The organism is Synechococcus sp. RS9902 (assembly GCF_014279635.1).
In the GTDB taxonomy this organism is placed as follows: Bacteria; Cyanobacteriota; Cyanobacteriia; order PCC-6307; family Cyanobiaceae; genus Parasynechococcus.
In genome coordinates this window covers 886,891-905,871 of record NZ_CP047949.1, presented here as the reverse complement: position 1 = coordinate 905,871, position 18,981 = coordinate 886,891, and the positions used below count along the sequence as shown (strand labels likewise).

Below are 18,981 nucleotides of genomic sequence, written 5' to 3'. Positions count from 1 at the left end.
CTCAATCCTGAACAGGCGGCACGGGCACCGGCGGCAGGGGCGGCAAAGCTGGCGGCGGCATCACCGATGGGGCTGGCTCATCCAGCAGAACCTCGGCGGGGTTGAGCATCGGCTCATCGAGCACAATCGGCGGCGGCAGATCGGGGGGCAACGGCATAAACAGCTGCGGCTCTGTCCAGTTTTCATCGGAGCTGGCATCTGAGCTGTCATCGGAACCGAGTTCAGCCGGCTCCGGCTCCCGGATCACAGCCTTTGGCTCGCGCAACACCAAAGGATCCGCCGTGATCGGGGGTTCCCTTAAGGGTGCACGGTCCAGATCGACGCTGCGGTCGTCGGCATCCGCGGGCAAACCCGGCTTGGTGAGGGTGTTGGAGGGTCCCCAGATCATCCGGGCAAGGGGTTCCACGCCCTGTTCCATCACCCGGTTCAGGCCCGCCAGAGCGCGATCGGCGAGGTGATTGCCGAAGGACGACACACAGTCGAGCGGGCCATCGCAACCCTCATCCAGCACCAGCTTGGGCGTCAGCGCCGCGATCAGATTGCCCTGCAGGGGGATCTGGCGAGGGCTCAACCGCAGCAGATAAGGCACGTGCACAAAGCTGGTGGCACCGCCGCTGATCCAGTTGGCGTCTTCTTCGGTGAAGCCCTTCACCCCAGGGATGATCAAACGACTCTTCGAGGCATGGTCGGGCATGTAGGCCGCCAGATAGCCCCGGCGACGGGCGAGGTCTTTGGTCTGCTCGAGGGTGAGGCCATCACGGCTCATCAGCACCTCCATGTGGCCGTCCTGACGCAGGCCCATCACCATGCGGATCCGCGGCAGGTAGTAGCGGATCCGCTGGCCCATGCTGATGCTGTAGGCCCCCTTGTAGCTCTCCGGCGGAGCCTCGATGTCGTTGTAAAGGCTGTGCAGGCCGCCGATGAAGGTGTCGTAGGTGCGGCTGCGCTCATCGGTGAGCTCCCCGTAGCCGAAATCAATGCTGCCGTCGTGGCGGATGCCGACGAAGGCCCGTTGGCGTGACGCCGAGCGGTTACGACCGCGCCAGACCTGCTTGCCGAATTTGAGATCACCCAGGGGGACCGTGATCTCGCGGCCATCGTCGTCCACATGGCGCTCGTACATCGGGCCGGACACGTAGGCCAGGGCAGCGCTGTCCTGGTAGGCGTCCTGTTCGCGATCCCAACCCTCCAGCAGCCCGAAGCGCACCCGCCGTGGATCGAGATCCAACGCGTAGACCTCATCGTCAGGGATGTAGCGGAACGGCCCAGCATTCCGGCCGCGCTGCAGGGCCGAACGGCCAGCTTGATCCTCAAAGTCGGAACGCTCGGGAGCGACAGGCGCCAAGGCGACCAAGCCGCCGAACACCACAAACGGCATGGCCAGCAAGAGCCAGCGCTTGCGCAGACGGATCCTGCGCTTGGGTCGGGGCCTGGGTCGCGGCGCAACAGGCTGAGTCACGCGACCCTTCGCTCTCGGTTGTTGGGGATTGGATCGAACCAAGGAACGATGGAGCCTTCGGCCACCAGCCATTGCTGGTAACGCTCGCCGCAGTCATGGCCTCCCGTCAACTGCCCAAACGAAGGGATCACCAGACGCGGCCCATCCGGATCAAAGGCGAAGCAGGGCAAACGCAACTGATCGGAACGGCTTCGAATCCGGGTGGTGGGGTGCAGGTGACCACACACGTTCAACAACCCCGGTTCCGGCACCCGTTCGGGCATGTGGCTCAACCAGAGATGGCCCAGACGCTGAGAAGGCTGCTGGGGCAAGCCTTCAATCCAGCTGTCCTGGTCGTGGTTGCCACCGATCAGCACCACCGGGCAACCACAGAGATCGGGCAGCGCCAGCAGGGTTTCGCGCAGGTAAGCGGTGATGCCGATCCGGGCATGCACGAGATCACCCAGCACAAACAACCGCTGCGGTGACCAGGCATGGCAGAGCTCCAGCAGCGGATTCAGGGTTCCTTGATCCCCATCGCTGGGCATGGGGATGCCATGGGCCTGGAACACCTCGGCCTTGCCGAGATGCAGGTCGGCAACAAACAGCTCCCGACCCTCAGCCCGCCACAGGGCCCGCTGGGGCAGGAACGTGAGTGGGCTGTCGCCCCAGGACCACTCAAATGCGGTCATGAACGGTGCAGATCGCAGATCTGTAGCGCTGGCTGCATTGGATGGCTGACGTCGTGCCGCAAGCTTCGGGGGCCTCCAGAAGACTCATTGTGGCGCGGAGCAATGGCCTCCACCAGGTCGCGAGTTCAACCCTGCGCACGCTCGAACAACGCTTGAGCCTGCTGGAAGAGGAAGGCCGTTTCGAATGTGCCTACGCCCTGAGGATGGAAGTTGCCGACTGGCTGCTTGGGGCCAGGGATGCCAACCTGAGCGCACCATCGTTGACCTGACCCTTCCATGACCATTGCCCTGCTGATCGCGCTGGCGGGTTCCCTGGCGGCAATGGCCGTGATCGTGCGTCGTCTGGAACAGCGCTGATGCGAGGGGTCCGGCGCTGGTCCGTCGTTCTCGCGCTGGCCTGCCTCGGCAACGCACTGCCCCTGCAGGCCAATCAACTGAAGGTGGGTATCAGTGGATCGGCCCCCTTCGTGATCAAGAACGGCGATCAGCTCAGCGGCATCAGCCTCAACATCTGGCGCCGCGTCGCCGAAGACAACAACCTCAGCTACGAGCTGGTGGAGCAGCCATCCCCCAAAGCCGGAATTGTGGCGGTTGATGACGGTGAGATCGACGTGCTGGTGGGCCCGATCAGCATCACCTCACGCCGCCTGGCCATGCCGGGCATTGACTTCACCCAGCCCTACTACCTGGGCAAATCCGGGGTGTTGCTGCCGATGCGCCCGCCCTCGATCCTGAGCCGCGTTCAGGTGTTCTTCGGCTGGGCGGTGATCTCCTCGGTGCTGGTGCTGATCAGCGTTCTGCTGGTGGTGGGAAGCCTGATCTGGCTGGCGGAACGCAACCGCAACAGTGAGCAATTTCCGCGGGACTGGCTACCGGGCATCAGCAGCGGCATGTGGTTCGCCCTGGTGACCTTGACCACGGTGGGCTATGGCGACAAGGCGCCGATCACACGAACCGGCCGGGGCATCACCGGTGCCTGGATGGTGATCTCCCTGATCGCGGTGTCGTCCCTCACCGCCAGCCTTGCTTCGGCGTTCACCCTGTTCCTCTCCGGTGCCACCGAATCAGGCATCAGCGCTCCTGCACAACTGAACGGACGTCGGGTTGCTGTGGTGGAGGGCACCAGTGGCATGGAGCTGGCCCAACGCGGCGACATGCGGATCGTTAGCGCCACCAACCTCAGGAGCGCCGTTCAACTGTTGGTGGATCAGAAGGCCGATGCCTTGATCTTTGATCGACCGGCCATTCGCTACCACCTCAAAAACAATCCCGACCTCCCCCTGCGCCTCGCCCCCTTCACCCTTTCGGAAGAGACCTACGGCTTTGTGATCAAACCGGACACCACCTTGCGCACGCCCATGGACGTCTCCATCCTCAAATTGCAACGGCAGGGGAAGGTTGCAGCCATTGCCAACCGGCTGCTGGATTGAACCTGAAGCCTCAGCCCACTCAGCCCAATGGGCGATGACGACGCAGGGCCTCTTCCAACAGATAGGCGGCCAGATTGCCGCAACTGCGCCCTTCAGCGAGGGCATGACGCTTGAGGTCATCCATCACCCCGCGGGGCAGGGTGACGTTGATGCGCTCGGAACCAGCCGCATCCGCCACCGCAGCCGTGCTGGGAGCCGCGGCCTGGCCTTCAATCCGCTGCTGCAGCTCCTGAACCAGATCCTGAAGGAGAGACACGATTCCGTGAAAATATGCTCACATCAAATAAACGATATCGTGCTAGACAAGATTGCGTAATCTTGGACTTTTTGAGGCGCCATGCGACCCCTGCCGCTGAAGCTTGCTCCCGGCAGTGATCTGCGCCTCAGCCTCGACGAACTGGCCCAGCGAGACGGCATCAGCGGCTTTGTTCTTGGCGTGGTCGGCAACCTGACCAAGGCGTCGTTCCAGTGCCCCGGCCAGGCAGAGCCCACCGTGCTGGAGGGCGATCTTGAGGTAATCACCCTCAATGGAACCTTTTCCCCCGAGGGCGTGCACCTGCACCTGAGCCTCTCGGATGGGGCCTGTCAGGTGTGGGGAGGCCACCTGGAGCCCGGCACGATCGTGCAGAAGGGCGTCGATCTGCTGATTGGCGTGCTGGAGCAACGCGAAGGGCGCCCCGCGCGTCAGACAGCAGCAGCAGCTCCAAGGATCGAGATCGCCGTGCTGCCGGGATGCCCCTGGTGCAGCCGCGCCCTACGCATCCTGAGAACCCTGGATCTGCCCCACACCGTCACCACCGTCAACGACGACGCAGCCTTCCAGGCCGTGCAGCAGCGCAGTGGGATGACCACCTTCCCCCAGGTGTTCATCGACGGATCGGTGATTGGTGGCTACGACGATCTCGCCGCCATGCAACTCGCCGGTGAACTCGACGCCCTCCGCTGATCAGCCGGAGCAGCCACCTCAGAAACAGCCTCGCTTCTGGTCGCTGAAACCCTGGTGGTGCCAGCCCTGGTCGATCCTCTCCACAGGAATCCTGATGGTCGGCGGGTCCTGGGCGCTGCTGCACCGCCTCTGGATCAGCCTTCCCCTGGCCATGGGCGTACTGGCCTGGTGGCTGCTGTTTCTGGTGCTCGTGCCCGCCGCCTACCGGTCGGCCGCAGATCAGGCCTGACGTGAGGCTTCACGGGAGCGCTGCTTCTCATCCAGCAGTTCGCCTTCCAGTTGCTCGATCAAACGACTCACCAACGCCTGAAATTCCGGCTGGCAACCACGAAACGCCGCTTTGTGACGGATCGGCTCGTTGCGCATGCGCAGATCAGTGAGCATCAGCTGCAGCGAATCGATCCGGGCGTTGGAAGTCATGAACTTCGTCGGCGTTCCAAAAGGAGGTTATGACGCAGCTGCTTCAAAGCTCCAGCTCCCGCAGCAGACTGTTTTGCGTCTCTCGGCCGAGGACGGCATGGGCCGCCATGGCACCACTCGCCGCGACGGGGGGGATGCCGATCCCAGGGAAGGTGCTGGCACCACACAGCCAGAAATTGGCCAGGGGCGTCGTCACGCCAGGGAAGAGACCCTTCGCCGCTGAAAGGGCAGGGCCATAGCTGCCCTGATGAACATTGAGGAAATGGCTGTGGGTCAGCGGCGTTCCCTCCATGATCAGCTCACAGCGGTCGCGGATGTCGGGAATACGGCGTTCCAGCACCCGCCAGAACACAGCACATCGCTCCTGTTTTCTCTGCTGATACGCCGCGCTGTCGCGCTCCAGATCAGCCCAGAGCTCCCAGGGTTCGCTGGCCGGTGTGTAGGCATGCAGCACATGGCGACCAGCCGGTACCATCGAGGGATCCAACACCGATGGAATCGACAACACCACCGCATTGCGCTCGGCGTCGATCCCACGCTCCCAGTCATCCACCCAGACGGTGTGGATCGGCAGATCCTCCAGCCCCGTGGCACCAAAGCCCAGATGCAGATGCAGGAAGCCGTTGCAGGCCGGCGTGGCCTGGCGCTGACGCTGCCACTTCGGCGCCACGGACTCCGGCAGCAGAGCAAGGGTGGACCAGATGTCGGCATTGCAGATCACCTGCCGCGCCGCGATCTGCGTTCCATCGGCCAACGTCACACCCACGACGCGATCCCCCTCCACCCGCAGCTGCTGCACCGCCTTGCCGGTGTGCAGGCTTCCGCCGTGAGCTTTCAAGCCACGCACAAGGGCCTCAACCACCGCGGCACTACCACCAACGGGATAGTCGAGATGGGCATCCGGCTCAAACCACTCGCCGAACAGCGTGGCCATGGCTGCGGCGTTGGTGTCTCCCATCGGCATGCCGCTGATCAGGAAGGAGAGCAGATCCACCCAATGGCGCAGGAAAGGATCGCTGAGGTGACGATCCACCAGGGGCCCAAAGGAGCCGGAGAGGTGACGCATCGCCGCAAGATGCGGCAACAGACGTCCTCCGCGCTTCAGCAGTTGCGCCATGCCATCCACCCCAGGCCGCAGGGCCAGCAAGGGCAAAGCATCGGCAGCGGCGGCGATCGGCCGAAGCGCCTCCACAAAACGCCGCCATTCGGCGGCCACTTCGGGGCCGCGCAGGCTGCGCACCACAGCCTCAAAGTCGTCGTGCCCAACGGCGATGCGCAGATCCCCTTCCGGCAACAGCACATCCCAGCTGCGATAGGGAATCACCTCCACGGTCTGGCCCAGCGCGCGCAACACCTGGGCCAGGGGATTGCTGCTGGGCCAACGCCCCAGGCCACTCCAGAGGGATGGACCGGATTCGAAGTGATACCCCTGGCGTTGAAAGCCATGGGCGGCTCCACCGGGTTGGTGATGGGCTTCCAGCACCAACACCTCACGGCCGGCGCGGGCACACAAACCTGCGGCACAGAGTCCGCCGATGCCGCTGCCGATCACCAGAACGTCGACGTCGCTTCTGATCATCCGCTCAGCATCCGCGTCATCATTGTGGTCATTGGCGCAAGACGATGCGCACTCGACTGCTGCTTCCCCTGCTGATCCTGGCCTTGGCCTGGGGGCAGGAGCTGATCGACCAACTGCTGTTTGCGGGGCAGTGGAACCTGCCGATGGGGCCGGATCAACCGTGGTGGGGGGTGATCACAGCGCCACTCAGCCATGCCGGCTTCGGGCACCTGATCTCCAACAGCCTGGCGTTTCTGCCCCTGAGCTGGCTGGTGCTCAGCCGGGGGATGCGCGATTACCTGAGCGTCTGGCTGTCGGTGCTGCTGATCAACATTCCCGTGGCCCTGTTCTGGCCCGCCCGCAGCCATGGGCTCTCGGGCGTGGTTTACGGACTGATGGGCTACATGCTGCTGATCGGCTGGCTGGAACGCCGCATCCTCTCCATCGCCCTGGGCCTGGTGGCGTTCTGGCTCTACGGCTCAGCCCTGATCGCCTTGATCCCCGGCGTTTCCCCCGCCGGCGTCAGCTGGATCGGCCACAGCGCAGGGTTCGTTGGCGGATTGGTGGCGGCTCTTGCGGTGTATCGCGAGCCCACTACTTCCTGAAGACGTCCAATTGAAGACAGCCGATTGAACACCGCCAGTTGAGCTCAGCCCTGGGCCAGAACCTCATCGAGAAACGCCAAGGGACGTTCCATGGTGGCGGAGTGGCCGAGCAGGCTTTGATCGCGATGGCAGTAGATCACGCTGTCATCAGCATCGAGCAGAACGGTTGCGCCGCGCTGGGTGATGTAGTCGTCACAGGGCACGTAGGTGCGCCAGTTGCGGAGCACTTCATTCATGTTGCGCAAACGCTTGGTGGCAAGCTCAAACGGTCGCTGGAACCCGGCACCACCGGCCCGGCGGAACAGAGCCCCCCGGAAGCGCGGCAGAGGAAAGGCTTCAACCCACTCTTCGTCGTCGAAGATCTGGGCCGCCGAGCGATCACCGGTGTAACCGCGCAAAACCTCGCGCAGGGTGCCCGGCGAGCCCACGCCGGCGCACATCAGCAGAAAACCAGGCCAGGGCCCACCGGGGAGCTTCAAACCGGCCTCCAACCCCAGGGCCTGATGCAACTGGGGTGATGGATCGGCGATCAGCTGCTGGAGGGGAAAGCCGGTGAAGGCCGCGAAGCGTTCGGCACTGGCGGCGTTGCCGATGCCGAACAGCTGAACCTTGACCCCTGCTGCCGCCAACTGGGGAAGCCTTGGCACCAGCGCCTGGGCGTATTCGATCGAGTCGAAATCCCCCAGCTGGCCCTGCACAACAACGAGGCGCTTGCAGCCGCTCTCCATGCCGGCAACTCCGGCCAGCCGTTGCAGCAGTGGGTCAAGTGGAATCATCCCGACAGGCTGACATTTCGCCTCAGGAAACGTGGACGGCGCTTCGCACCGCCTGAGAGAATCAAATCAAAGGAAGGAAGCAGGTGGGCAAGAAATCTGGCTTCACAAGTGCTGAGATCGAAGAGATCAAGCGTCTGTATCTGCAGGAAGGGCGATCAATCCTGCAGATCCCCAAAATCCTGGGCAAAGGCAGTGAAAACTCCGTGCGCAACGCCCTGCACAAGGCCCGGGTGAAGCATGCGCCGGAGGAACGCACCAAGCTGGAGCGATTCAAGCCCGATCAGGTTTTTGGCAACGTCACCCTGTTAATGCGACTCAAAAAAGCGAAAAAACTGAAGTTCCATGCCCGCTGCTCCTGTGGCTACGAATTTGACGTGGACCCATTCCGGCTAACTCTGCCGGAACACCACAAAGACAGGATTGCTGCATGCCAACGCTGCAGCAAAGCGCAAACAGAGGAGCGCTCCAAGCCTGAAGCCTGAAGCCTGAGAGAATCAATCAAAACAAGTTCAACAGCGCACACAAAACCAACAAATATTTCAACGGCTTCACATCAATAAACACAAAATCCCACAAGTCGAATCAACCCTTTCTCCTGCCAGGACAGTGCTTAAGAGCAGAACTTGTATCAAGCTGATGCAGCCTTAACAATGGCTAAAGAGCAAGGTATCAAGCGGAACCTTGCTGCATTCGGGCGAGAACGTAGAACTCAAAAAGTTTTTACTCATCCCTATTCACGCCATGGAACTCACTTTCTTGGGCAACAAATATGCAAAAGCTGAAGCAGTATCGACGCGGCCAACAATCCAACTGAAATACATGGGCAAAAGCTATCGGGCTGAGCAGATCAAATCCGTTCGCAATAGCGTTGCTCTCACCTACCGCGGCGTCTCCTACTCCAAAGTCTGAAAAGGCATTGGGGTAGGGCACTGAGAACGCAGCCGACGTGACGGCATAACGCTGCAGGATCGGCACAATGGCGCGATGAGACTTCTGATCACAGTCCTGATCGCGTCCAGTGCTTTGGCCTGGCCAGCAAAGAGTGCGGAACCGATCCCCCTCGTGGTGGTTCCCTTCGATGCCGCATGGGGGTCGCGACGTCTTCCCGTTCAGCCCGCAGCGTTGTTGCCGCCACCTCCAATCCCTGGTCCGACTCCAGCCAGCGAAGCCAACGCTGAACCAAGGCCGCAACGCCAACGCTGGTGCCGGGGTGGCTGTTGAACGGGACTGGCTGCTGAGCGCGGCGGCTGTTAAACACAACACGGCTGTCACCTGAAAGCGTTCTGTGTAAACCGAAAGGAGAAGCACCCCCCTTAGGTCCATAACGATGCGAAACGCGACGCTGTTGATGGCGAGCCTCCTTTTGGGATCCATGGCTCTTGCCGGTGGCAAGCGAGCCACAGCCCAAGGGCCGTCCGAGCAGTTCGCCACCGCTGAGGCGATGCGGGTAATCCCGAAAGGGGCAACGATCACCAACACCACTTGCAAGAGCATTGATGTGGGAGCCAGCAGCCGCTATCAGTGCACCATCACCTACAGCCCCTGAGCTGATCGATGAAAGGCTGGCGTGCTGCGTGTTGGAGCCTGATCCTGCTGGGGATCCCGGCTGCGGGGCGCGCCGAATTTGATCAGTGTCGCTTGATCGATCAGGTGCTGAATCGCCTGGGCAACGCCATGGCCATCAACCGTTTGATCATTGCGGAAGGCAAGGACAGCACGGCTGTCGCTGCGGCGAGTGATGCTCTGGCCGAACAGAACGAGAGCTACCGGCACACCAAGCGCCAACGCGCCAAAGCCGGCTGCGATGGCTGGCAACGGGACTGACTGGCTGACGGGCTGTTGTCTGACTGACTCACTGACTCACTGGCTCACTGGCTCACGCCAGGCAAGCTGGTGAAGCGCTGATCGAGAGACCTTGGCCGTCACCGTCTGCCAGAACTGCGGAAGCCGCCGGTTTCGTGCCGACCGATCCATGGCCGGGCGGCTGGTCTGTCAGAACTGCGGCCTTGCGGCCGGTAGCCGAGCTGCACGGTCCACACCGCACAGCAGGCGGCGCAGCAACGCAAAACGCTGGCTGGTGATCCTGCTGATCGCGGTGATCGTGCTGGTGGTGGTCACGTCGTAAGCAACTGCACCACCTCAGCGATGTTCGCCGATAAAGGCTTGGCGGCCAGCTGATCGATGGCCTGACGCATGACCATTTGACGATCGGGGCCGTAACTGCCGCAGCGACTGAACACCTTGGCCATCCGTGATGCGGTGATCGGATTGCGGGAGTCGACCGCTGCGATCTGCTCCGCCATGAACCGGTAGCCACTGCCATCGATGGCGTGAAATGCCTGAACATTGGCGGTGAATCCACCGAGAACAGCGCGAAGGGAATTGGGCGCCAGGGGATCGAAGCGCGGGTGCTCCAGCAGCTGTTGAACCCGCTCCAACGCGTTGGACCTGGGGGCTGATGCCTCCATCGCGAACCAGGCATCCAGGATCACGGGCTTGTCTTGCCAACGCTCGTAGAACAGCGCCATCGCCTGCTCACGTTCTGCGCTTTCCTGCGGCAGCAAGGCCCGCAGGGCTCCCCGCGCCAGGGTCATCGAGGGGCCGGAAACAGCAGCCAATGCCTCCGCTTGAACCGTGGCATCACCAGCCGCGGCAAGCCAGCGCCAGGCCAAGGCCGTCAGGGCCCGGCCGCCCTGACCCGCCGGCCAAGCCAGGGTCCACTCAGCCCGGGCCAGCTCCAGAAGGCGACGCAGGGACGACTGCAATTGAACGCCCATCTCCTGGGTCCACGCCCGGAAGGCTTGATCCAGCGCCAGCGGATCCACCGGGGATTGCAACGCCTCCAGTTCCGCCATGCCCGGCAGCGCCAACAGCGCCGCCAGATCCATGCCATCACCACCGTCGTAGGCGCAGATCCGCTGATCGAGGGCCTGGATCAGCGCCGCTTCCACGGCAGGCTTCGGCTGGTTTTCAGCCCGCGCCAACAGCACCTGGCGTGCCAGGCGCTGGGCCGCATCCCAGCGGCAGAACGGGTCATCATCAGAAGCCAACAGCTGCAGGCACTCATCCAGCGGCTGCTCCAAACGCACGTGCACCGGGGCCGAGAAGCGGCGCAGCACCGAAAGGGCAGGGGGGGTGTCGCCGGGCTGGCCCTGCAGGGTGATGCTGGCGCGCTCAGCCTCCATCACCAGCAGCTGCTCCTCACCAACACGGCCTTGCTCCCCCACTAGGGCCATGGCAACTGGCAGCACCAGGGGCTGTTTGTCCGCCTGCCCCGGCGTCGGAGGCGTCGCCTGGCGCAAATCCACCGTGAGCTCACCCGATTCAGGGTTCCACTGCCGATCAATGCTGAGTTCCGGAGTTCCTGCCTGGTGGTACCAGCGCTTGAAGCGGTCCAGATCAAAGCCCAGTCGCTCGCCCTGGCTGGTGGCGCCATCGGCGATCGCCTGAACGAAGTCTTCCGTCGTGGCGGCTGTGCCATCGAAACGTTGCACGTACACCTCCATTCCCTTCATGAACCGCTCGGGTCCCAGCAGGGTGCGCAGCATGCGGATCAATTCCGCACCTTTTTCGTAGATGGTTGTTGTGTAGAAGTTATCGATCGCCTGGTATTCCGCTGGCTTCACTGGGTGGGCCGTCGGGCCAGCATCCTCACGGAATTGGGTGTTGCGCAACATCGCTACATCCTCAATGCGCTTCACTGCCTCCGAATGCAGATCTGCGGTGAAGCATTGATCACGGAACACCGTCAGACCTTCTTTGAGCGACAGCTGGAACCAGTCCCGGCAGGTGATGCGATTTCCGCTCCAGTTGTGGAAGTATTCATGGGCAATCACACTTTCGATGCGTTCAAGTTCTGCATCGGTGGCCGTTTCCGCATCCGCCAGAACAAGCTTTGAGTTGAAAATATTCAGACTCTTGTTTTCCATCGCGCCCATGTTGAAGTGACGGACGGCAACGATGTTGTATTCATCAAGGTCGTATTCAAGGTTGTAAACCGATTCGTCCCACTGCATGGATCGTTTCAATGACGCCATGGCATGAGCCGTGAAAGGTTCATCCCCCTCCTCCACATGCAAGCGCAGGGTGACCTGCCGGCCCGACGCCGTTGTGTAGTGATCACGAATCTCCCTGAGGTCTCCTGCCACCAAGGCGAACAGATAGGAGGGCTTGGGGAAGGGGTCATCCCACGTGACCGCATGACGATCAGCGCCGACGGATTCCTCCTGAACCGCATTGCCGTTGCTCAACAGCACTGGGCAGCTGCTGCGGCTGGCCTCAATCCGCACCTGCCAGCGGCTCAGTACATCCGGACGGTCGGGGTGCAGGCTGATGCGCCGGAATCCCTCGGCCTCGCACTGGGTGCTCAGCAGACCACCACTGGCATACAGGCCTTCGAGCGAACTGTTGGAGTAGGGATCCAGACGGCAACGGGTTTCCAGCACAAACGGCTGGCCCGGCACGTTGGGGATCGTGAGACATCCGTCGGCAAAGCTGTATTCCTCTGTCGACAACGGCGCCTGGTCGATCACCAGGGATTCGATCGCCAGATCAACGCCGCACAGCACCAGGGGCTCTCCAGGCCGACGCGGTTCAAGGTTAAGTCTGGAGGCAACGACGACATGGTCGTCCTGGATATTCACGTCCAGGACGATGGAAGGGAGTTCAAAAGCCCACGGCGTGTAGTCCGCCAGACGAATCGAAGCAGCTGCAGTCATGGCCGAACCACGCGAGGACCGAATGATCCTGACGGACGACGCTCAAAACCGGGACGTTTCAGCCAAGGCGCCGGCCATGAGGCGAGCAACGGCATCAGAGCAGAGGAACAGACACAAAAAAACGCCTGACCTCAGCAAGCCAGAAGTTTTCGATCGCTAGAACCTGGGAAGATCTTATTTTTTCGAGGACTTCAACGAAGCAGCAGCTTTTTCAAAGCGTGCTTTTTCTGCAGCGGGAACTGATTTAGGGCAGAACTTCAGCGCACCACCAACGATCATGAATCCCGCATTGTTGAGAAATTGCTTCTCAGGCAAGGGGTCTTTGGTGCCGGGAAGCAAACCACCGTGCTTGCCGTAAATCACATGCAACTGACCAGCAAGAGCCACGGCCAGAGACTTGCTGAAATCGATCTTCTGCGCCCTTGCCTCACAGAAGGTGGCAATCGACATCACGCCATAGGTGTTGACCTCCATGGCTGTGGCAGGGGTGGGCTTGTCCTTCGAGGCCTGAGCCAGAGCCGTGACCGGTGACAGCAAGGGGGCAGCCAACACGAGAGCTGCGGCAGCGAATGAACGACGAATCACCTTGAGTCCCGGCAGCGTCAAATTTTTCGAAACTTACCGCCCATGCCAAAGCTGGCCGGAGCTCAGGCGCGGTTGTTGAACTGGGCCAACAGCGCAACGGCGCCGTTCAGTCGTCCTCGATCAGTGGCAGGGGATCGGACATTCGAATCTCATGGTGGTGCTCAACGATCGAGAGATCACCGTTCTCCCAGCTGTAGATGGCGCGGTAGCGGTAGCGGTCCTGATCGACAAGACGAATGTGCTCAAGGATGTCCCACTGCTGGTAGTGGGATTCGAGGATGGTTTCGTGCTCATCCACCTGACGCAGCCGAGTGCGCACCGGGTCTCCCGTCAAGTAACCACGACTTCTCTGGAGTTGATGGCCCCACAACGTGGCTTCCATCACGCCACTGCGTTCAAACCAGGGCTTGCGGGCAAAGAATTCGTCGGAATGCTGATCGTCCTGGTCAGACCACCAGCTGAAGCGGTAGCGGCTCTCACCCACCCGGGGTATGCGAACGCTTCCATTTTCAGGTTCATGTCCAAATGGAGAACCTGGTCATCACTAAAGGTGTATTGCCGCCGGGAACGCCACAACCCCAGATTGCGGCTGAACCAGCGACGCAGGTTGCTATCCACCTGAATCGAAGGCTGGGCAGCCACTCCGCCGGGAACGGTCAGAGGAACACGGTTTTGCGCAGAAAAAAGCGACATGGACCGCGTCAATGACGCAACGGAGTGTTCCTGTTCGTCTTAGCGCTGCTGGCGGTGCAGTCAAAAACCCATAAGGTGAGCATCGGTTTTTGCTGTCTTGCAGTCCGCGTGGTCAAGGACGCTCCCAAGACACGGCAAACCCTGAAGCTGTTGCTGGTGGCAGCTCGCCATCACCTGTCTGGTCAGGACCTCCGATCCCTGGTGCAGTTCTTGGAACGGGAAGACCTGGGCTTCGAAGTCACCCTGCAGGTTGCCGATCCCGCCCAGCAACCCGAACTGCTTGAGCTGCATCGCCTCGTGGTGACGCCAGCGCTGATCAAATTGGCGCCGAACCCCAAGCAGGTGTTCGCGGGAAGCAACATCCTTCAGCAACTCAAAGGATGGGTGCCCCGCTGGAAACAGGATGGGGTGGTGAGCGGCCTTGGCCTCAGCCTCAGGCCAACCGAACTCGATGGCAGTCGCACCCAGAAGGAACTCCAGCTGGAGGATCAGCTGCTGGTGCTGCGCCAGGAGAACGAAACGCTGATCGATCGCGTCAGTGCCCAGGAACGCTTGTTGCGCATGGTGGCCCACGAACTGCGCACCCCACTCACGGCAGCGGCTTTGGCCTTGCAAAGCCAGAAGCTGGGCCAGATCGATATGGATCGCTTTCAGGATGTGATCACCCGCCGCCTGCAGGAGATGGAGGCGCTGTCGAAGGATTTGCTGGAGGTGGGCACCACCCGGTGGGAAACCCTGTTCAACCCACAACGGCTTGACCTGGCCAGCGTTTCAGCCGAAGTGATCCTCGAGCTCGAAAAATTGTGGCTGGGTCGCAACGTCGAAATCAAAACCGATATACCCGCTGACCTGCCCAAGGTTTTCGCTGATCAGCGCCGCATGCGCCAGGTGCTGCTGAATCTGCTCGAAAACGCCCTGAAATACACCAACGACGGCGGGCACATCTCGCTCACGATGCTGCACCGCACCAGCCAGCGCGTGGAGGTGAGCGTTTGTGACAGCGGCCCTGGCATTCCGGAAACAGAACAGCAACGGATTTTTCTTGATCGGGTGCGGCTGCCGCAAACCTCCGACCAAACCACCGGCTACGGCGTGGGCCTGTCGGTCTGCCGCCGCATCGTTGAAGTGCACGGCGGCAAGATCTGGGTGGTGTCGGACCCTGGCGAGGGTGCCTGCTTCACCTTCACGGTGCCGATCTGGCAAGGACAAGGTGTCGAATGGGGTCAAGCTGTCTTGACGGAGGGTCCGTCCAAGCCCTAGTGTTCACAAGTGATCAGGAGCACAGACAGCTCTCTGATTACGGCCTCGCCCCCATCGTCTAGAGGCCTAGGACACCTCCCTTTCACGGAGGCGACAGGGGTTCGAATCCCCTTGGGGGTATGACGTCATCACCAGACTCATTTTGGTGATGAATTGAATACCAAATCAATCGTTTTGCGAGGCTTTCAGGCCTCAGACCACACAACGGTTGAAGACGCCTTGAAATTGCTGAGCTCTTGCTGCTCGTTCAGCTGTTTCTGCGGTGGGCTTCCTGCACAACGGCGTTGAGGTTGCTGGAGAGATCGTCCCGCAGCCGCTCCTCGATCAGACCAATCGGCATACCGAGACAACCTTGAACCGTCAGCTCATAGAGCAATGAGCTGCCTTCGGGACGCTGACGGATCTGCCAGGACCCTTCGAAACGTCGGAAATCCCCTTTCACCATGCGGAACTGCAGCAGTCCGTCCTGGCGGTATTCCGTCAGCTCCAACTGAACCTGGGCCGAGAAGCGAAGCCCCAGCAGCTGCTGACTGCCCACCTGTTGGAGCCGCACCGTCTGACCCTGGCGCTGAATCAGCTCACTGGTGCTGAGGTTGGGAATGAAACGAGACAGGTTCTCGTAATCCGTCAGCACATCCCAGAGCCTCTGAACAGGCAGTGGAGATTTGAGTTCGGCGGCCAGACGCCGTGTCCCTTGGGGCAGCCGCTCCATGGTCTGCTCGATCGCAGTCCCTGAATCTGCGGAGGTTTGAAGCCCTCGTCCAAACATTGTCTGGGGGAAAACCAAAAGAGACGCCGAGATGTGGGGCCGAACCCGAGGATCCTAATGAGGTCGCCTGGATCACATCAGATTCTGTTCCGAACAGCAACCTTTTTGTGTGAAATCAAAGGCCACGCCTATAGTCGCGCCACCAAAGGCAGGTGATTTCTATGCGGGTGTCCAATGCAGCGACAGAGCACTGCAATGAAGCTCTGTTCACTGTTGTGGCTCGTGGTCCCCAGGTCGGTGCCAAACCGTCCGTAGTTCAGACCTACACCGTTGCAATGAACCAGTTTTCCGCACTTTTCAAACGATTGGGGGCCACGGGCGCCAAGATCGTTTCTGTGAATGGTGCGGGCGAAGAGCGTTCCGCAGCTCCCGCTGTCGCCACCCCGGCACCTGCCAAACAACCCGCCAAAAAAACCGCCAAGAAAGCCGTGACGTCAAGCGCCCCGAAGAAGAAGCCCCACGCCGACGTTCCGGTCAACACCTACAAGCCCAAAACACCGTTCATGGGCACAGTGACGGAGAACTACTCCCTGCTGAAGGACGGTGCGATCGGCCGTGTGCAGCACATCACCTTTGATCTGGCTGGCGGCGACCCGCAGCTGAAGTACATCGAAGGCCAGAGCATCGGCATCATTCCCGAAGGGGAAGACGCCAACGGCAAGCCCCACAAGCTGCGCCTTTACTCCATCGCCAGCACCCGCCATGGCGACAACCTGGAGGGCAACACCGTCTCCCTCTGCGTTCGCCAGCTCGAGTACAAGAACGACGCCGGTGAGCAGATCTATGGCGTCTGCTCCACCTACCTGTGCGACATCGAACCCGGCACCAAGGTGAAAATCACCGGTCCGGTCGGCAAGGAGATGCTTCTCCCTGACGACGAGGAAGCCAACATCATCATGCTGGCGACGGGCACCGGCATCGCTCCGATGCGCACCTACCTGCGTCGCATGTTCGAGCCCCGTGAACAGGAGGCCAACGGCTGGAAATTCCGCGGCAAAGCCTGGCTGTTCATGGGCGCACCCAAAACCGCCAACCTGCTCTACGACGAGGACTTCCTCCACTACGAGAAGGAGTACCCCGACAACTTCCGCTACACCAAAGCGATCAGCCGGGAACAGCAGAACGCCAAGGGCGGCCGGATGTACATCCAAGACCGCGTTCTAGAGCACGCTGAAGAGATCTTCGCGATGATCGAAGACCCCAAGACCCATGTGTACATGTGCGGTCTGCGCGGCATGGAGCCGGGCATCGACGAAGCCATGACCGCCGCCGCGGCCGCCAAGGGTCTCGATTGGGCCGAACTGCGTCCCCAGCTCAAGAAGGCCGACCGCTGGCACGTGGAAACCTATTGATCGATCACGAGCTGATCCATCAGCCATCGATCGTTTCCAGTCCACCCCGAGGGGTGGACTTTTTTTTGGGTTGGCAACAAACGCTGACACCAACACGGAAACAAAGCGGCGAGTCCATGTCTGTTGCCGGTTCCGTGCCTAAACCAGCGTCAGAAGCCTGGACACTCCATGGTTGCCACGATGACGAACCCCCTCAGGGTTGGACTGCGTCAGGAGCGCGTGATCGCGCCGCAGTGTCTGGTGATCTTCGGCGCCAGCGGTGATCTGACCCACCGCAAGCTGGTACCCGCCCTGTTTGAACTGTTCAAGCAACGGCGTCTGCCCAGTGAGTTCGCCCTGCTGGGCTGTGCGCGACGGCCTTGGAGTGACGAGGAGTTCCGCGGAAAGATGGCGGAGGCACTGGCCAGCACGATCGAGGACGATCCCCAGGCCTGGGAGCAGTTCGTGGGCAAGTTGTTCTACGAACCGGTCGACCTTCAACAACCAGACGATGTGGTGCGGCTGGGCGGTCGGCTTGAGCAGATCGATCAACAGTGCGCCACCCGCGGCAACCGCACCTTCTATCTCTCCGTCTCCCCCAAGTTCTATGGCAGTGGCTGCCGTTCACTGGCCGACGCTGGCCTGTTGAAGGACCCCAAACGCAGCCGGGTGGTGATCGAGAAGCCCTTCGGACGTGACTACGGCAGTGCCCAGGCCCTCAATCGCGTGGTGCAGGCCTGCGGTCAGGAGAACCAAATCTTTCGCATCGACCATTACCTGGGCAAGGAAACCGTCCAGAACATCATGGTTCTGCGGTTTGCCAACACGATCTTCGAGCCGATCTGGAACCGCAATTACATCTCCAGTGTTCAGATCACCGCCGCTGAAACGGTTGGCGTGGAGGAAAGGGCCGGGTACTACGAATCGGCCGGTGCCCTGCGGGACATGGTGCAGAACCACCTGACCCAGATGCTGGCGATCACCGCCATGGAACCTCCCGGGCGCTTTGACCCGGAGGCCATCCGCAACGAAAAGGCCAAGGTGCTCCAGGCTGCCCGCCTGGCCGATGAGCTCGAACCCTGGAACTGCTGCATCCGCGGCCAGTACGGACCCGGTGGTTCCGCGGAATCGCCCCTGGCCGGATACCGCCATGAACCCGGCGTGGATCCCAACAGCACCACCGAGACCTACGTGGCGATGAAGCTGTTCATCGACAACTGGCGCTGGCAGGGGGTGCCGTTCTATGTGCGCACCGGCAAACGGCTGGCCAAGCGCACCAGTGAGGTGGTGCTCACCTTCCGTGAAGCACCGGTACATCTGTTTGATGCAGCCACCGGAGGCCCCACGGCCAATCAGCTGATCCTGCGCATCCAACCGGATGAGGGGGCCGAATTCCGCTTCGAGGTGAAGTCACCCGGATCTGGCATGCGCAGCCGCCCGATCGATATGGAGTTCTCCTACGACGAATCCTTCGGGGAACCCTCCGATGAGGGCTATGTGCGGCTCCTGGCTGACGCCATGCTCAGCGACCCCACCCTGTTCACCCGCAGCGATGAGGTGGAAGCGGCATGGCGGCTCTACACCCCGCTGCTGGAACTGATTGAAGACAGTCCCTGGCAGCTGCCGGTTCATCCCTACGAATCCCGCACCTGGGGACCGGCCGCCGCGGATGCCCTGCTGGCGAAGGACGGACTGCTCTGGCGACGCCCCTGACCGCGCACGTTCACAGCCCTTTTGTTCAGCTCCCCACGTCTCGTTCA

The 18,981-nt window shown here is 61.4% G+C and carries 23 protein-coding genes, 1 tRNA gene and 1 pseudogene; 15 read left to right on the top strand and 10 right to left on the bottom strand.

The window, feature by feature from the left end; translation table 11 throughout:
• Window position 1 precedes the first annotated feature (1 nt).
• Both SynRS9902_RS04715 and pdeM read right to left on the bottom strand, forming a co-directional pair.
• Complete coding sequence (locus tag SynRS9902_RS04715; protein ID WP_370586336.1) at window positions 2-1,378, bottom strand: hypothetical protein; 1,377 nt, start codon at window positions 1,376-1,378, stop codon at window positions 2-4.
• A gap of 77 nt (window positions 1,379-1,455) precedes the next feature.
• On the bottom strand, window positions 1,456-2,130 hold the full coding sequence (gene pdeM, locus SynRS9902_RS04710) for a ligase-associated DNA damage response endonuclease PdeM (protein WP_186510156.1): 675 nt from the start codon (window positions 2,128-2,130) through the stop codon (window positions 1,456-1,458).
• A gap of 41 nt (window positions 2,131-2,171) precedes the next feature.
• Here pdeM and SynRS9902_RS04705 point away from each other — a divergent pair, with 41 nt between their 5' ends.
• Together SynRS9902_RS04705 and SynRS9902_RS04700 are read left to right on the top strand one after the other, a co-directional pair.
• Complete coding sequence (locus tag SynRS9902_RS04705) at window positions 2,172-2,399, top strand: hypothetical protein (protein ID WP_186510155.1); 228 nt, start codon at window positions 2,172-2,174, stop codon at window positions 2,397-2,399.
• An 87-nt stretch (window positions 2,400-2,486) separates the two neighbouring features.
• Window positions 2,487-3,560 carry a transporter substrate-binding domain-containing protein gene (locus SynRS9902_RS04700; RefSeq protein WP_186510154.1) on the top strand — a complete coding sequence of 358 codons (1,074 nt, stop codon included), beginning with the start codon at window positions 2,487-2,489 and terminating at the stop codon, window positions 3,558-3,560.
• 19 nt (window positions 3,561-3,579) lie between these two features.
• Here the strand turns inward: SynRS9902_RS04700 and SynRS9902_RS04695 are convergent, their stop codons facing one another.
• Window positions 3,580-3,816, bottom strand: coding sequence for a CopG family transcriptional regulator (locus SynRS9902_RS04695; RefSeq protein WP_115009451.1), 237 nt, complete (start codon window positions 3,814-3,816; stop codon window positions 3,580-3,582).
• A gap of 81 nt (window positions 3,817-3,897) precedes the next feature.
• On the opposite strand from SynRS9902_RS04695, the gene SynRS9902_RS04690 reads away from it, so the two are divergent.
• Both SynRS9902_RS04690 and SynRS9902_RS04685 read left to right on the top strand, forming a co-directional pair.
• Window positions 3,898-4,506 (top strand): PCC domain-containing protein, encoded by a 609-nt coding sequence (locus SynRS9902_RS04690; protein ID WP_186510153.1) that lies wholly within the window; start codon window positions 3,898-3,900, stop codon window positions 4,504-4,506.
• Window positions 4,484-4,735 carry a DUF6737 family protein gene (locus SynRS9902_RS04685; protein ID WP_186510152.1) on the top strand — a complete coding sequence of 84 codons (252 nt, stop codon included), beginning with the start codon at window positions 4,484-4,486 and terminating at the stop codon, window positions 4,733-4,735. The genes SynRS9902_RS04690 and SynRS9902_RS04685 overlap by 23 nt, the downstream gene beginning before the upstream one ends.
• On the opposite strand, the gene SynRS9902_RS04680 is transcribed toward SynRS9902_RS04685, so the two are convergent.
• Window positions 4,726-4,926 carry a hypothetical protein gene (locus SynRS9902_RS04680; protein WP_114988545.1) on the bottom strand — a complete coding sequence of 67 codons (201 nt, stop codon included), beginning with the start codon at window positions 4,924-4,926 and terminating at the stop codon, window positions 4,726-4,728. The genes SynRS9902_RS04685 and SynRS9902_RS04680 overlap by 10 nt on opposite strands.
• Window positions 4,927-4,969: 43 nt before the next feature.
• Window positions 4,970-6,505, bottom strand: coding sequence for an NAD(P)/FAD-dependent oxidoreductase (locus SynRS9902_RS04675; RefSeq protein WP_186510151.1), 1,536 nt, complete (start codon window positions 6,503-6,505; stop codon window positions 4,970-4,972).
• Between the two features lie 44 nt (window positions 6,506-6,549).
• Here SynRS9902_RS04675 and SynRS9902_RS04670 point away from each other — a divergent pair, with 44 nt between their 5' ends.
• Complete coding sequence (locus SynRS9902_RS04670; protein WP_186510150.1) at window positions 6,550-7,089, top strand: rhomboid family intramembrane serine protease; 540 nt, start codon at window positions 6,550-6,552, stop codon at window positions 7,087-7,089.
• Window positions 7,090-7,133: 44 nt separating this feature from the next.
• On the opposite strand, the gene SynRS9902_RS04665 is transcribed toward SynRS9902_RS04670, so the two are convergent.
• Window positions 7,134-7,865, bottom strand: coding sequence for a peroxiredoxin-like family protein (locus SynRS9902_RS04665; RefSeq protein WP_186510149.1), 732 nt, complete (start codon window positions 7,863-7,865; stop codon window positions 7,134-7,136).
• Window positions 7,866-7,948: 83 nt separating this feature from the next.
• Between SynRS9902_RS04665 and SynRS9902_RS04660 the strand changes: the two genes are divergently transcribed.
• The 6 genes from SynRS9902_RS04660 (at window position 7,949) to SynRS9902_RS04635 (ending at window position 9,990) form a co-directional block, all read left to right on the top strand.
• Entirely contained in the window at window positions 7,949-8,347 is a 399-nt protein-coding gene (locus SynRS9902_RS04660) for a hypothetical protein (RefSeq protein WP_186510148.1), read from the top strand.
• Between the two features lie 199 nt (window positions 8,348-8,546).
• Window positions 8,547-8,774, top strand: a complete 228-nt coding sequence (locus SynRS9902_RS04655) for a DUF4278 domain-containing protein (RefSeq protein ID WP_186510147.1) — start codon at window positions 8,547-8,549, stop codon at window positions 8,772-8,774.
• Window positions 8,775-8,849: 75 nt separating this feature from the next.
• Entirely contained in the window at window positions 8,850-9,086 is a 237-nt protein-coding gene (locus SynRS9902_RS04650; protein ID WP_186510146.1) for a hypothetical protein, read from the top strand.
• 127 nt (window positions 9,087-9,213) lie between these two features.
• Window positions 9,214-9,411, top strand: a complete 198-nt coding sequence (locus tag SynRS9902_RS04645; RefSeq protein WP_244273020.1) for a hypothetical protein — start codon at window positions 9,214-9,216, stop codon at window positions 9,409-9,411.
• A gap of 8 nt (window positions 9,412-9,419) precedes the next feature.
• Window positions 9,420-9,689, top strand: coding sequence for a hypothetical protein (locus SynRS9902_RS04640; RefSeq protein WP_186510145.1), 270 nt, complete (start codon window positions 9,420-9,422; stop codon window positions 9,687-9,689).
• A 91-nt stretch (window positions 9,690-9,780) separates the two neighbouring features.
• Window positions 9,781-9,990 (top strand): transcriptional regulator, encoded by a 210-nt coding sequence (locus SynRS9902_RS04635; RefSeq protein ID WP_115081849.1) that lies wholly within the window; start codon window positions 9,781-9,783, stop codon window positions 9,988-9,990.
• Here SynRS9902_RS04635 and pepN read toward each other — a convergent pair.
• The 3 genes and pseudogenes from pepN to SynRS9902_RS04620 all read right to left on the bottom strand — a co-directional run bounded on the left by pepN (window position 9,980) and on the right by SynRS9902_RS04620 (window position 13,861).
• Window positions 9,980-12,583: an aminopeptidase N gene (gene pepN, locus SynRS9902_RS04630; RefSeq protein WP_186510144.1), complete on the bottom strand. Its 2,604-nt coding sequence runs from the start codon at window positions 12,581-12,583 to the stop codon at window positions 9,980-9,982. The genes SynRS9902_RS04635 and pepN overlap by 11 nt on opposite strands.
• Window positions 12,584-12,757: 174 nt before the next feature.
• A complete protein-coding gene (locus SynRS9902_RS04625; RefSeq protein ID WP_255446206.1) occupies window positions 12,758-13,168 on the bottom strand; it encodes a cAMP phosphodiesterase in 411 nt (136 codons plus the stop codon).
• Window positions 13,169-13,274: 106 nt separating this feature from the next.
• Window positions 13,275-13,861, bottom strand: a pseudogene (locus SynRS9902_RS04620) (hypothetical protein).
• A 108-nt stretch (window positions 13,862-13,969) separates the two neighbouring features.
• Here SynRS9902_RS04620 and SynRS9902_RS04615 point away from each other — a divergent pair.
• Both SynRS9902_RS04615 and SynRS9902_RS04610 read left to right on the top strand, forming a co-directional pair.
• A complete protein-coding gene (locus SynRS9902_RS04615; protein ID WP_186510142.1) occupies window positions 13,970-15,121 on the top strand; it encodes a histidine kinase in 1,152 nt (383 codons plus the stop codon).
• Between the two features lie 47 nt (window positions 15,122-15,168).
• Window positions 15,169-15,241: transfer RNA gene (locus SynRS9902_RS04610), tRNA-Glu, on the top strand.
• 127 nt (window positions 15,242-15,368) lie between these two features.
• Here the strand turns inward: SynRS9902_RS04610 and SynRS9902_RS04605 are convergent.
• The gene (locus tag SynRS9902_RS04605; protein WP_186510141.1) at window positions 15,369-15,890 is read right to left on the bottom strand and encodes an SRPBCC family protein; all 522 of its coding nucleotides are present in this window, start codon (window positions 15,888-15,890) and stop codon (window positions 15,369-15,371) included.
• A gap of 161 nt (window positions 15,891-16,051) precedes the next feature.
• Here SynRS9902_RS04605 and SynRS9902_RS04600 point away from each other — a divergent pair, with 161 nt between their 5' ends.
• Window positions 16,052-17,242, top strand: a complete 1,191-nt coding sequence (locus tag SynRS9902_RS04600; protein ID WP_186510140.1) for an FAD-binding oxidoreductase — start codon at window positions 16,052-16,054, stop codon at window positions 17,240-17,242.
• 168 nt (window positions 17,243-17,410) lie between these two features.
• Window positions 17,411-18,934 carry a glucose-6-phosphate dehydrogenase gene (zwf, locus tag SynRS9902_RS04595; protein ID WP_186495812.1) on the top strand — a complete coding sequence of 508 codons (1,524 nt, stop codon included), beginning with the start codon at window positions 17,411-17,413 and terminating at the stop codon, window positions 18,932-18,934.
• Window positions 18,935-18,981 lie beyond the last annotated feature (47 nt).

Bases quoted from the DNA above. Each gene is read 5' to 3' on its own strand.
- SynRS9902_RS04715 (WP_370586336.1), bottom strand. From the start codon at position 1,378: ATGCCGTTTGTGGTGTTCGGCGGCTTGGTCGCCTTGGCGCCTGTCGCT.
- pdeM (WP_186510156.1), bottom strand. From the start codon at position 2,130: ATGACCGCATTTGAGTGGTCCTGGGGCGACAGCCCACTCACGTTCCTG.
- SynRS9902_RS04705 (WP_186510155.1), top strand. From the start codon at position 2,172: ATGGCTGACGTCGTGCCGCAAGCTTCGGGGGCCTCCAGAAGACTCATT.
- SynRS9902_RS04700 (WP_186510154.1), top strand. From the start codon at position 2,487: ATGCGAGGGGTCCGGCGCTGGTCCGTCGTTCTCGCGCTGGCCTGCCTC.
- SynRS9902_RS04690 (WP_186510153.1), top strand. From the start codon at position 3,898: ATGCGACCCCTGCCGCTGAAGCTTGCTCCCGGCAGTGATCTGCGCCTC.
- SynRS9902_RS04680 (WP_114988545.1), bottom strand. From the start codon at position 4,926: ATGACTTCCAACGCCCGGATCGATTCGCTGCAGCTGATGCTCACTGAT.
- SynRS9902_RS04675 (WP_186510151.1), bottom strand. From the start codon at position 6,505: ATGATCAGAAGCGACGTCGACGTTCTGGTGATCGGCAGCGGCATCGGC.
- SynRS9902_RS04670 (WP_186510150.1), top strand. From the start codon at position 6,550: ATGCGCACTCGACTGCTGCTTCCCCTGCTGATCCTGGCCTTGGCCTGG.
- SynRS9902_RS04665 (WP_186510149.1), bottom strand. From the start codon at position 7,865: ATGATTCCACTTGACCCACTGCTGCAACGGCTGGCCGGAGTTGCCGGC.
- SynRS9902_RS04650 (WP_186510146.1), top strand. From the start codon at position 8,850: ATGAGACTTCTGATCACAGTCCTGATCGCGTCCAGTGCTTTGGCCTGG.
- SynRS9902_RS04645 (WP_244273020.1), top strand. From the start codon at position 9,214: ATGGCGAGCCTCCTTTTGGGATCCATGGCTCTTGCCGGTGGCAAGCGA.
- SynRS9902_RS04640 (WP_186510145.1), top strand. From the start codon at position 9,420: ATGAAAGGCTGGCGTGCTGCGTGTTGGAGCCTGATCCTGCTGGGGATC.
- pepN (WP_186510144.1), bottom strand. From the start codon at position 12,583: ATGACTGCAGCTGCTTCGATTCGTCTGGCGGACTACACGCCGTGGGCT.
- SynRS9902_RS04605 (WP_186510141.1), bottom strand. From the start codon at position 15,890: ATGTTTGGACGAGGGCTTCAAACCTCCGCAGATTCAGGGACTGCGATC.
- SynRS9902_RS04600 (WP_186510140.1), top strand. From the start codon at position 16,052: ATGCGGGTGTCCAATGCAGCGACAGAGCACTGCAATGAAGCTCTGTTC.
- zwf (WP_186495812.1), top strand. From the start codon at position 17,411: ATGGTTGCCACGATGACGAACCCCCTCAGGGTTGGACTGCGTCAGGAG.